This window comes from Zobellia russellii (assembly GCF_018728565.1).
Lineage (GTDB): Bacteria > Bacteroidota > Bacteroidia > Flavobacteriales > Flavobacteriaceae > Zobellia > Zobellia russellii.
On record NZ_JACSOI010000001.1, the window covers coordinates 1,172,285 to 1,186,395 of the forward strand.

At 36.8% G+C, this 14,111-nt stretch carries 5 protein-coding genes; all 5 read left to right on the forward strand.

The genetic code is table 11. The annotated features are described in order from the left end of the window. Nucleotide 1: 1 nt before the first annotated feature. Entirely contained in the window at nt 2-4,144 is a 4,143-nt protein-coding gene (locus tag H9565_RS04870; protein WP_215438059.1) for a hybrid sensor histidine kinase/response regulator transcription factor, read from the forward strand. Between the two features lie 410 nt (nt 4,145-4,554). Beyond that, a complete protein-coding gene (locus H9565_RS04875) occupies nt 4,555-7,812 on the forward strand; it encodes a SusC/RagA family TonB-linked outer membrane protein (protein WP_215438060.1) in 3,258 nt (1,085 codons plus the stop codon). Between the two features lie 20 nt (nt 7,813-7,832). Continuing rightward, complete coding sequence (locus H9565_RS04880; RefSeq protein ID WP_215438061.1) at nt 7,833-9,404, forward strand: SusD/RagB family nutrient-binding outer membrane lipoprotein; 1,572 nt, start codon at nt 7,833-7,835, stop codon at nt 9,402-9,404. A gap of 156 nt (nt 9,405-9,560) precedes the next feature. Then, entirely contained in the window at nt 9,561-11,804 is a 2,244-nt protein-coding gene (locus H9565_RS04885; protein WP_215438062.1) for an alpha-N-acetylglucosaminidase, read from the forward strand. Nucleotides 11,805-11,807: 3 nt separating this feature from the next. After that, a complete protein-coding gene (locus H9565_RS04890) occupies nt 11,808-14,111 on the forward strand; it encodes a family 20 glycosylhydrolase (RefSeq protein ID WP_215438063.1) in 2,304 nt (767 codons plus the stop codon).

Below are 14,111 nucleotides of genomic sequence, written 5' to 3' on the forward strand. Positions count from 1 at the left end.
TTTGTTTACATATGGTCAAAATTCTGTTTATGAAGTAGGAACTTTAAATGATCAAAACGGCATTACGGATAATGTGGTGTCATCCATTTGCAAGGACAGTTTAGGTTTTATTTGGATAGGTAAAATGGATGGCTTGTTTAGATATTCGGGATATGATGCAGAAGTCTATTCAGCATCATCTAGCGATAATAAAGGGCTAAGTAATCCATGGGTAACAGATATTATAAGATATGGTCACGAATTGGTAATTGGAACCAAAAGAGGCGTTAATTTTTTGAACACGAGGACAGGTGTATTTCAACAGCTCTTTCCATCAAATACAAATAAAGAGTTAAGTAATGATATTACGTCATTATTAAAACTCTCCAGCAATAGGTTGTTGATTGGAACCGGAGGCGGGTTATTATTCACAGAAAAGGACAGTTTATTTCAAGCTAGAGAAATTCCTTTATTCATAAAGGGGAGAAAAATAGAAAAAATAAGAGTGACCGATATAGTCAACTCTTCCCAAGGGGTTATTGTGAACACCGAATATGGGATTTTTTCGCTTTTGGAAAATGAAAACCGAGCGGTTAAGTTAGTTTTGTCTTATGAAAATCAAGAGCTTACTGATATATATTCTGTATATGTAACCAAGAGTAAGCATATTCTTTTATCTACTAAACGGGGTTTTTTCTTTATAGATATACAGGTACAATCAATTGACGGTAATCATGAAATTGTTGTAAGTCCTATTGCAGAATTATATAACAATTGGCCTCCAACGAATAGGGTAAATGTGGTTTTGGAAGACTCTAGAGGAACTGTTTGGTTGGGAACAGAGGGCAATGGTGTGTTCTCTTATGTTAAGCGAACTGCTCAATGGCAAAATTATCGGTTTGAGATTGGTCAAAAAAATGTTTTAAAAAACGATTTTATTAGAACTCTTTGTGAAGATGAATCCGGTATGATATTGGTTGGAAGCGATGCTGGGGTAAACACGTTAGTTGCAGAAAGCAACAGATTCCAATTGATTGAAAACTTAACTTGTTCCAACAAAAAAGAAGATGTATCCAATGTGCATTCTATACTTAAAGATAAAAATGGCAGACTTTGGATAGGGACAAGAGGTAATGGACTTTTTGTAAATGAAAATGAGTTTTCCATAAATGTTCATCCGGATGAAAATGGCCGGATGGGACAAATTCGATCCATTATTGAGGATACCAATGACAATATTTGGGTAGGAACGCAAGAAGGGGTTTATATTTTAGATGGAGACAATATGAAAACCTCAGATATTGAGGCATATTTCAATGAAGTGAAACCTTCTCTACTTCACGAAGAAGAAGTATATCATATTTTGGAGGATAAAGTTGGTAATGTATGGATCAGTACTTCAAGCGGTCTTTATATATATACTGGCGAGCAAAATCTAAGAAAAATCACTAATACCAACATTGAGACTATCTTAGATAAGAGAATAGTATACTCAATGTTATTGGACAGTAATGAAAGGATATGGATGGGAACATTAAATGGGACCGTTGCTTTTTTGGACTTAAATGATTACGATAATCCATACTTGTTTTCCGAGTATATAGGTAAATCTTTAAATTTTCAAAGGATAACAGTAGCGTCAGATTACAAAGAATATTTTGAAAATTATGGGGTCTATTCTCTTACCGAAATTGTTGATGGTACCATTCTCGCCGGCACTAACTTTGGAGTTTGTAAAATTGATTTAGAAAAAAAGCAAATAGCCCCTCTTTTTTCTGCAAATAGAATCAATGCCCCATCTAACCTTGCCAATAGCTACGTTTATGGTTTGCTTTATAATAGAACTCAAAACCATTTGTGGGCAAGTACTAATAATGGTTTGTTCTCATACGATTTTAATACTGGAGGAATTGAGAACTTTGGAATTAAAGATGGTTTACAATCATTAGAATTTAATGGTAATGCTATTCATAAAGATAGCGAGGGGAAACTCTATTTTGGAGGCGCCAATGGTTTAAATATTTACGACCCTTCTTCAAATTTTGAAAAAAGTAGTTTTAAGCCTAACATAGTTGTAACAAAAATATATGTAAACGGAAAATTGTTGGGTAACAATGTGGCCAATGACGTTTTAGATAAAGAAGTTACCTATACTAGGTCACTAACGTTATCTTCAAAACAGAACACAGTAGGCTTTGAGTTTGCGTCTTTACATTTATTACATCCATTAAGTAATCATTATAAATGCAAGTTGGTAGGGATAGATGATAATTGGATTGAACTCAAAAACAAGCGTTCAATCAATTATGGTAATTTGCCCAAAGGGATTTATAGCTTTCAACTTATGGCCACTAACAATGATGGGGTTTGGAACAAAGTTCCACTTACTATAGACCTAGAGATACTCCCGGCATGGTATAATACATGGTATATGATGTTATTTTGGGTGCTGCTAACTTTGACTATTATAGCTTCTTTCACTCGTATTTTGATAAAGAATCATAATAAGAACAACGCATTGAAAATTAAAGAAATAGAACAGGCAAATTTGCAAGATCTTTATGAATCTAAGCTAGTGTTTTTTACCAATTTGTCACACGAACTTAGAACACCTTTGTCTTTGATAATAGATCCTATAAAAACCTTGATGTCACACAAGGAAATTTATAGTAAAAAACCCGAACTCTTTAATGTCTTGAACAACAATGTAGATCGGCTAAAAAGATTGATTGATCAAATAATGGACTTTAGAAAGTATGAATATGGAAAACTGGAACTTAAGGTAGTTCACGGGGATATAGTTCAGACAATCGAATCTATTACGGCGTCTTTTGCTTTTCATTCCGTTCAACAAAAGATAAGGTTCAAGGTAAAATTGCCATCAAGTGAATTGCCAATGTATTATGATCAGGATAAAATTGAAAAGATAGTTTACAATATTTTGTCCAATGCTTTTAAGGCAACTCCTGCAGAGGGAACGGTGAGAATTTCTTTAAGAAGTTTTAATCCTCAGAAAACAAAAAAGTTGAATAGGTATAAGGTTATATGCGGAACTGATAAGTTGGAAGAATTGCAAAACCATATATACATTAAAGTAGTGGACAACGGTACAGGGATAAGAGAAAGTAACCTTGAGGAAATTTTTACTCGATTCTATCAGGATAATACTATAAATTCTGGAACAGGAATAGGACTTTATATGGTAAAGCAGCTGACCGAATTACACTCAGGTACAATTTTAATTAAAAGTAAGCGGCATAAGGGAACTTCGTTCATTATTATTTTGCCTAAAAATGAGGATATTTACAGCACTTCTTTAGTTGGGAATCAACCAATATCTAGTGAAGATAAGGAGTTAGAAAAGCCAAGTACATTAATTCTGAGGGACACAGAAAATACAATTGTTAACGATAAGAAGCATAGTGTCGCAATTGTTGAGGATAATGACGAGTTGCGAATGTATCTAAAAGATATTTTAGAGCAACATTACAATGTATTTACGGCTACCAATGGTATTGAAGGTTTTGAGCTGATTAAAGATGAGATACCGGATTTAGTTTTGAGCGATGTGGTTATGCCAGAAATGAGTGGGTTAGAACTTTGTAAACAGGTAAAGAACAATTTTGATACGAGTCATATTCCAATAATATTGCTCACCGCTAAAACTTTTGATTCTCAAAAAGTAAGCGGTTTACAATCTGGTGCGGATGTATATCTTACCAAACCGTTTAACCGAGATATTGTTCTGGCTACTATAGCAAACCTGATTAAAGGCAGGGAAAAGCTAAGGTTGGTTTTTCAAAATGAAAAGATACTGGAGCCATCAAGAGTTACCGTTACCTCAGTAGATGAAACTCTTATGTTAAAGTTAAAACAGTATATAGAAGAGCATATTCAAGACCAGAATCTTACTTTAGAACGCATGGCAACTGAAATAGGGGTGAGTAGGGCTCAGCTTTTTAGAAAAATGAAAGCGCTCACCGGTTTAACACCTAATAATTTCATTAAGTCTATACGGTTAAAATTTGCGGTACAGCTATTGGAGGAAAACAAATTGCAAATTTCTGAAGTTGCATTTCTTTGTGGGTTTAAAGAACCCAGTTATTTTTCTAGATGTTTCAAGGAAACCTATGGGTGCAGCCCTAAGGAATATTTACAATCCTAATAAAGAAGTAAAGATTACTATTGTCTCTTGTTCTTAAAGTTATTAGGTCACCTTTTTACTTAGGGTATTCTACTCTAATATCAAACCTAGTTTTGGTAATAGGCTTACAAACAGTTTATTGTTTCTTTCTTCAAATCAATTTAGTTTTTATTCTCAATTCGGGTATATAGAAACGGTTAGTCTACATCAATTCCTTCTTCTTTTTTACTGTTTTAACGAAATGATTGTGTAAATGCCTTGTAGTAAGGCTATTTGATACGATTTTATCAGTATTTGATACTTGTTTATCAGTGCGAAAGACTTCTTCATTCTAATTTCAGATCGTCTAAAAGCTCAATCAATAAATGAACATGGGAAACATTTATTAACGGGTTATAAATGACTAACAGATAACTTAAATAAGACCAAGTATGAAGAACAAACAAACCAAAAAACAATTTTTGCTGGCACTGATGTTTTGCCAGTTGATTTTTGTGCAAAACATTTTTGCGCAGGAAGAAGCCTCAGATAAATTAGAGGTTACAGGTGTGGTAGTAGATGAGTTTGATATGCCCATGCCTTATGTAAATGTGTATGTTAAAAATACACAGTCTGGTACATTAACTGATTTGGATGGAAAGTATGCTATACAAGTTAAGCCTGGTCAGATTCTGGTATTTTCCTATGTAGGGTACAGCAACCTTGAAAAAACGGTGTCTAACAGTACGGAACTCTCGGTGTCTTTGGAACCCGATACAAGCGAGTTGTCCGAGGTTGTGGTAACGGCACTTGGCATTAAAAAGGAAAAAAAAGCTATTGGTTATGCAGTAGATGCAATATCGGCAGAGGAGATAAATTCTACAGGAGAACCAAATGTTCTTTTAAATCTTTCCGCTAAGGCACCAGGGGTTCAGGTTTCTGGTTCTTCTAATGGGGTAGATGGATCTCCCAGAGTTCTTATTAGGGGGGTAACCTCTCTTTCTTCGGATAACCAACCTTTATATGTTCTGGATGGATTACCGCTGTTGAGCAATAGGTCATTGTCAGAAAGTTTGTTTACATCTTCAACCGGACAATCAGATTTGGGAAACCCGTTATCAGATATTAATCCCAGTGATATTGAAAATATCAGTATTCTAAAAGGGGCAAGTGCTACTGCGTTGTATGGGGCAAGAGGAGCCAATGGGGTTATTATGATTACAACCAAAAAGGGCAAATCGGGTCAAAAGGGCTGGGGAGTGAACATAAGTTCTACAACTACCTTTCAATCTGCATTAATTTTACCCGATCCTCAATTACGATATGGTCAGGGTAACAATGGCGAATATTCGTATGTTGACGGAAACGGTGCCGGAATTAATGAATCTGAAACTCGGTTATGGGGTCCGGAATACCTTGGTCAGCCTGTTTCTCAATGGGACCCACAAACAGGAGGGGCTGTTGTTAAGCCTTGGTTGCCATATGGCGCAAAAAATCTGGATAATTTCTTTGAGACGGGGCACACCTATCAGCAAAACCTTTCACTTACCCATGTAACTGAATCATCTAATGCAAGGCTTTCCTTGGGGCACCAAGATATAAAGGGCATCACTCCCAATACGGGCCTTGAGCGTATTACCGGAAGTTTTAATTCAACCTTTAGATTGGGAGAGAAGCTTAGTCTGAATTTTGTAGCAACAGGGTCAACAATGAACAGTGATAACAGGACCAATTATGGTTTTGGGAGTGGGGGAATGTGGCAGGCTCTTTTTATTCCTACTAATATTGATATAAGAGATTTAAGGGATTATAAGGATGAATTTGGCAATAAAAAAAGTTTCTATCAAAATGGCCCTAACCCTTATTGGGACCTGTATGAAAATGTCAATCCTTTGACACGAACAAGATTCAGTTTTAACGTTGGGTTGGATTATGCAGTTACTGATTGGGCATCTATTCAGGCCAATGTATTTCAGGATACCAATACTACTGAATATGAAAGAATAGTAGCAAAACATCTTTTCAATAATGGTAGTTATCAAGAAGGACTTGACCTTAATAAAGAAGTAAACGCAGACCTAAGGTTAAACTTAAACCATGATGTACTAAAGAACCTGAATGTGAATGTCATGATGGGGGCCGCCACCAGAAATGAAAAGAGTAAAAGTAAATTCGCATCTACAGATGGGGGCTTATTAGTACGGGAAATTTATAATTTGGGCAATTCGGCCAAACCTGCTACGGTTAATAATGCAAAATCTGAAAAGGAAGTCAATAGTGTTTTCAGTTCAGTAGAATTAAATTTTAATGATTATTGGTTTGCAACATTTACGGGGAGAAATGATTGGTCTTCTACTTTGCCAAAAGACAATTGGTCATTCTTTTACCCCTCGGCTTCAACCAGTTTTATTTTTACTGATGCCCTTAGTATTAAGAATAAGATTCTTAGTTATGGTAAATTACGGGCAAGCTGGGCAAAAGTAGGTAATGATACGCAGCCTTATGCTTTAGATAGGTTTATTACTCGTAGTTCCAATGCCTTTAATGGACAACCTGTTGCTGGTATAGATAATGTAATACCTGCTACCACTTTAATTCCGGAGGAATCAACATCTTTTGAAGTGGGAGGAGAACTGTATTTATTTGATTCTAGGGTGAAGCTAGATGTAGCTTACTATAATAATGAATCTAGCAATCAGCTTATTCGAGTAGAAAATGCATGGGAACGTGGGGCAAGATTCGCATTTATAAATGCAGGAACTATTACCAATAAGGGTATAGAGGTTAAATTGGATATAACTCCACTTGAAACTAAAGATTTTAGGTGGGACTTGAACATGAATTGGTCAAGAAACAGGGGTAGTGTTTCAGGTTTTCCCGAAGACTTGGTTGATTTTAAACATATAGCCGCTTGGTTCGGCCCAGAAATACGGGCTACAAATGGTAAGCCCTATGGGCATATTGTTGGGTTTGAATATTTCAGGGATACCCAAGATGCTTTGGCCAATGTTCCCAATATGGCAGATGATTTCAATAACTTCGGATATAGTGCAGAGAACAATATTTATGGAACTGGTAAGGTCCTTACCCGAAATGGCTTTCCTATGCACAACCAGTGGAGAGGGACTAGAGACCTTGGTGTTTCGGCTCCTTTAGATTGGACAGGAGGTATCAGGAACAGTTTTAATTACAAGAACTTCAATCTTAATTTTCTTTTTGATTTCAGGTATGGAGGAAAGATTATTTCTACTACTTACCAGTATATGTCTTTGAACGGATTAAACCCGGATAGTGCTGGTGATAACATTAATGGTGTAGCCGTAAGAGAAAGTACAGATGATGGAGGAGGCTTTATTTTTGATGGAATAGATGTAGAAACCGGTCAGCCAAATACCACAGCAATTAGTACACAAGATCTTTATGCCAACTTTAATTATCCTACATCGGCTTTAATGAGAGATGCTACGAACATTAAGTTAAAAGAACTTTCTATCGGGTACCGGTTAGATAGTAAGATTACTAAAAAGTTAGGATTGGCCGATGTAAATATTTCCCTAATAGGTAGAAACCTTTGGTTGATCAAGAACAATTTAGACGGTATAGATTCTGAAACGGCCAATATGGGAAGCCTCAATAACGGCTCTGGTTTTGAAACGGGGTCTTTGCCCAACACAAAGAGTTTTGGAATGAATTTGTCCGTTAGTTTCTAATAGAATTAAAATATAGCGATATGAAATATATAAAGTATATAGTGATGGTCGGTCTTACAATGGTTTTGCTGCAGGCCTGTACCGATGATTTCGAGGAAATAAATACAAACCCCAATGCACAAGTAGTAGGTAGTAATGAAAGTTTATTATTGGGAGCCCAGATTCTTGCTGCTCGAGAATTGTTAGACAATATTAATAGTAATAATAAAGGTGCGGCCAAATGGGTGCAGTATTACACCAATACAACGGCCCCTACTGATTTTGTAGCTTCTAATCCAAGAGAGGATATTAATGATTTTTGGGTCTACCAAAATTTGGTTACCCAGACCATACCTCTAATCGAAAGGATTCTTGATAATACAGAAGAATCTCCGCAACCTAACTATAAGGCAGTGGCGTTGACCCTTAAGGCATGGATATATGGTAATATGACCGAACTTTGGGGCCCTATTCCCTTTTCAGATGCCCAATTCGGTGAAATATCGGAGGAAGAAAGGTATAACAAGCCTAAGTTTGATACACAAGAGGAAATTTTAAAATCGGTATTGGGTCTTTTAGAAGAAGCAAATCAGACCTTTGATTTGTCCGGTGAAGCTAGTGTAGCCCTAAACGGAGAAAGTGATGCTTATGCTGGCGGCGATTTATTAAAATGGAAGAAATTCGCTAATTCTTTGCAGGTTCGAATTCTTTTAAGAATTTCTGATGTGGATAGCGGCTTTGCAAAACCCAAATTGGAGACCATTTTCGGGAACGCACAAAAATACCCTTTATTAGAAGGAAACGAGGATAATTTTGGTATGACATGGGAGACAACTATTGGTTCTTATTCTGACCCTTTTGCTCAATATATCGAGAATAGCGCTAATTCACCTATAGCTGTTACCGGTTTTGTCAATACTCTGGGAAATCTTCAAGATCCAAGAATTAAGGTGTTTCTTGATCCGGCACCGGGTTATTCGGACAGTGAGACATACACTGGCGTTCCTCCCGCTTTTGATGAAGAGAACCCTAGTGGTTATACAAGGGTTGCATTGGATTCGGTAAGCCAATTATCCCAAACCTATACCACAGCTCAAGAGAGATTTATTATGACTTATTCTGAGTTGCTCTTCATTAAGGCAGAGGCAGCCAGTAAAGGTATTGAGACAGGGATTTCGGCAGCTCAGGCATATCAGGATGGTATTAAGGCGCATATGGAACAACTAGAAATTGATCCAGTTATGATTGATACCTATTTGACTTCGTCCGATGTGATTTTTAACCCATCCAATGCTTTGGAGCAAATTATTACCCAACGATATATAGCTCAGTTTGGTCAAAGTATAAACACCTTCTCAATGATTAGAAGGACGGGGTTGCCTAAATTGGACTTTTTTGACATAGGAATAAATAAAGAAAAGGGATACCCTGTACGAATCGGATATCCACGTGAGACTATGCAAAACTTCAATCAGGCCAATTTTGAAGCCGCTATTCAGGGGGTGAATATAGTTGATAACGTATTTGGAGACCCTTTGTGGTTTGCTAAGAATGCTCCTACGGTAAAAATGGAACCGACCATTCAAGGCGGTCCTGTTCTATTCAGTTATTAGTGTTTTTGTTTAGTTAGTTGAGAAGGCTTGTTGCATGGGGGTTCCCCAACTTATATTATGTTGCCCTGTCAATGAGCCTTTTGTAATGATTTAATGTTTGTGGGTATTCAAATTGCCATTATTACAAAGCCTATAGCTTTAAAGTTTTTATAGTTTATGAGAAAATTTGTTAGTGCACTATTACTGTTAATTACTGTTACTACATATGGTCAAGTTGGAAATTCAGATGCGGAACAAGCCGCATATGGTATTTTAAGTCGCATTTTGCCCAAGCATATCACATCTTTCGCTTTTAAGGAAATAACTGCATCTGAAAACAAAGATATTTTTGAAATAGAAAATGGAATAAGTGGTAAAATCATTATTTCTGGAAATAGTGCAGTGGCAATGGCATCTGGTCTTGACTGGTATTTGAAAAATTACTGTAATGCCCAAATTTCGTTAAACTACAACCAACTTAATTTACCGGAAAGACTTCCAAGGCTGACCTCTAAAATTATAAAAGAGACTCCCTTTGATTATCGCTATTTATTCAATTATTGCACTTATGGCTATACCATGCCATGGTGGAATTGGGATAAGTGGGAAGATATGATTGATTATATGGCTCTTAAGGGGGTAAATATGCCTTTGGCCATGATTGGGCAAGAAGCGGTTTGGCAAGAAGTTTTTAAAGACCTTGGAATGGGGCAAAGACAAATTGATGATTTTTTTGTAGGACCTGCTCACCTTCCATGGGGTTGGATGGGTAACATTGATGGTATGGGAGGGCCTTTACCTCAAAATTGGATCGAGCAACGAAAGCAGTTGCAGTTAAAAATATTGAAAAGAATGCGTTCCCTTGGGATGAAACCTGTACTTCAGGCATTTACGGGTCACGTTCCTCAGGCACTAAAAGAACTATATCCTGATGCCAATATTTTTCAAATTGAAGACTGGGCCGGTGTGGAGGGAACCTATTTCTTGGACCCAACAGATGAGCTTTTTCAAAAAATAGGAACAGCGTTTATAAAGAAACAGACTGAATTTTATGGAACAGACCATCTGTATGATGCAGATTGTTTTATAGAGGTAGATCCTCCTTCTAAAGATCCTGAATTCTTAAAACAAGTTAGCGAAAGTGTCTATAGCTCTATGGCCCAAGCTGACCCCAAAGCAACATGGGTTCTACAAGGTTGGTTCTTTTTTTTCAGACAACAATTCTGGACCAAAGAAAGAGGCGAGGCGTTTTTAAACGGAATTCCAAAAAACAAGGCCTTGGTACTAGATCTTTATGGAGAAAAAAATCCAACATGGAACAAAACCGATTCCTTTTTTGGGCAACCTTGGATATGGAATGTAATTTGTAATGAAGATCAGAAAGTAAATATGAGCGGTGATCTTGAAGAGATGCAGAGACAGTTTCAAGTAGCTTTTACATCGGAAATAGATAATAACCTTAAGGGTATTGGAGTAATTCCAGAAGGTTTGGGCTATAACCCCATAGTACAGGATTTTATTTTTGAAAAGGCTTGGAACCCTGCAAGGGTTAACGTAAAACACTGGGTTGAGAATTATGCTGCAGTCCGTTACGGAACAAAAAATCAATCCATAAAAGAGGCCTGGAAACTTTTAGAAGAGTCGGTTTACGGAAGAACCAGAACTATGTGGTCTCCATTGATCACTACCCCAAGATTGATGATTTTTGAGGCAGGTAGTGAAGAAGATATTAGGCATGTACGAAAAGATTTTAAAATAACTGAAGAAGACCCATTTGCATGGGATTTTGATGTCTACAAATTGGCCAAGGCTGGTAATTTTCTGCTTGATGCAGCAGATGAACTACAGGCTGTTGAAACTTATAATTTTGATGTTACCAATGTATATAGAGAATTGCTATTTAGTCTAACGCATAAATATATCAATGATTTAAGTGTGTCCTATCAAGAAAAGGACCTGCAAAGGCTTAGCAAAAGTGCTCTGCACTTGTTTAAGTTATTGGATGATCTCGAGGCCATTACCGGAACTAATGAAAACTTCTTGCTAGGAACATGGTTGGAAGATGCCAAAAGTTGGGGTGCTACCTCTGAAGAGAAATCATACTATGAATGGAATGCGAGAACCATAATTACAATTTGGCAGCCTTATCCAGAGGGTGGACTAAGGGATTATGCGGGTAAACAGTGGAATGGTCTTTTTAGTGGGTACTATAAACCTAGATGGGAGCTATTTGTTAATCACTTAGAAAAATCCTTGACCATGGGTATGGATTTTGATTCTAAGGCCTTTGACGCAGAAGTAAGGAAGATGGATTATAAGTGGACTCGTTCTCATCAAATATACCCTACTGCCCCTACGGGTAAGACTATAGATGTAGCCCGTAGGTTACAAACAGAGTATGCTCACTTGTTCAAAAAATAAAACATGATACTAAAAAACACATTCTTTTTAAGTCTATTCTTTTTGCTCTTTGGGACTCTTTTTGGAGAAGCTCAAACGACAAATTCACATAATGAAATTTTGAATTTGGTTCCTAGCCCTAAAGAAGTTACCAAACCAAAGGGCTATTTTAAATTAAGCGGGCCAATTCTAGTTCATGCTGATCAATCTGAATTAAAACCACTAGCTGAAATATTAGTCAATTATGTAAATCATATTTCCGATTCGGACTTGAAACTGGGAACGGGCTCGGATAATAGTAGTAAGATATTTCTTCGCATTAACAAGAAACTAAATGAAAACACCCATACGATTAGGATAGGCCGGAAAATTGAAGTTGAAGGGCAAAATTATGAAGCGGTAGCCAATGCTATTGCCAGTTTGGTGCAATTGATTAGGGTTTCTGAGGGTGGAAGTGTAATACCAAGAGTTTCTATTACGGATAGTCCCAATTCTGACTTTAGGTCTGTAATGTTAGATCTCGCTAGGTTCTGGCATCCTATAGAAACTATTAAAGAGACCATAGATTTGCTTTGGCTTTATAAAATAAAGTATCTAAGTCTTCATTTAACGGATAACAAGCGGTTTACATTTCCTTTGGAAAAATTTTCAAAAGTAAATAAAACAAATTCGGACGGTAGTCGAGAGTTCTATACCAAGGAAGAACTGAAAGATCTAGTGGAATATGCAAAGGATAGGGGAGTAACTGTTATTCCTGAAATTGAGGTTCCTGGTCATTCCGGTATTTTGTGGAGTACTTATCCCGAAGTTTTTGGAAGCGTAGATGAGCAAACTAACGAGGCAAAACCGTTATATGTGGTTAATATGGCCAAAGAATCCACTTACACGGCTATGAACGAAATTATTAATGAAGTTGCTGAGGTGTTTTATACGAGTCCATATATACATGTTGGTGGTGATGAGGTGTATTTGGAAAACTTAAAAAAGGTCCCGGAATACTATGAGTATACCTTAAAACACAATTTAAAGGAAGCCGCCAATGGGGATGCAAACGAACTTTTTTGCCACTTTATAAACCGAATGAACCATATGGTAAAGGCAACAGGGAAAAAGACTATTATTTGGGAAGGTTTTCATGGTACGGGGTCCAAACATGTTACGGTGGATAAGGATATTATGATTATCGTTTGGAATACTACGTATAATCATCCTCAAAACTTATTGGACAACGGTTATAAAATTGTCAACTCTACATGGGTGCCATGGTATATGGTAGGAGCTATGAATTTTGCCCCAACGATTAGAAAAGCATATGATTGGAATCTAAAAAAATGGTCGCATTGGAATGATTCTATAGAAGATATTGAGGTGGATAGTGATGAAGGAATTATGGGAGGACAAATCTCTTTCTGGGAGCAAAACCACTTCAAGGTTATTCCTGTTTTAAGAAAGAGAGTGCCAGTATTGGCCGCTCATCTTTGGAACGGGCATATAGATACGAATTACAATAACTTTTTAAAAACACTTGAAAATACAGATCAGTTGTACTCTAGTCTTTTTAATCCGGTAAAAACAAAAGTAAGTGGTCTGGCAAATGAAGAAGACCAACGATTTACCGAAAAAATCACAATAAAGTTTGAGTCAAAGGAGAAAGTGGATTTCAAATGGCACTATTCGGACTCTTGGAATCTGCCTAAAATGCGAGAAGCAAAGTCATATAAAAATTCCATTGAACTTAAAAAAAGTGGAGTTCTTACCGTGCAGGCCTTTACTAGCTCAGGAGAACCACTGGGGCATCCTCAGCAGGAGTACTTTCAAAAAATAGAGCCAGCCTATTCGTATGAAGTATTTAGTCCCATTCCCAAGGAAGGTTGGGAAAGTGTACCGGATTTTTCGGGATTGAATGTGGTTAGGGAAGGTGTCACAGGCTTTATGAGTAGTAATCGTCTAGATAAAATAAATGGAGAACTCTTTGCCAAAGTAGAAAGAGATGGGCATATAGATACTAGATTTTATGGACTTTACAATCCTTATGCGGTAAGACTTAAAGGACAAATATATATTCCAGAGAATGAGAATTACACCTTGCGACTTACCACAGATGATGGTCTTTGCAATATTTTCATAGATGATAACCTTGTTGCTAAAGGAAGTGAGTTAAGTAAGGTGGCTGAGGATTTTCAGATAAAGCTATCTAAAGGTAAACATACTGTGAAGATAGAATACTATTATAGAAAGATTCAAAATCAATTGAACGTAAAGTATAAAACCGATAAAATGAAAGATTTTCTGCCTTTTGAAAAATTGGTTGCTCCTTTAAAAAATTAG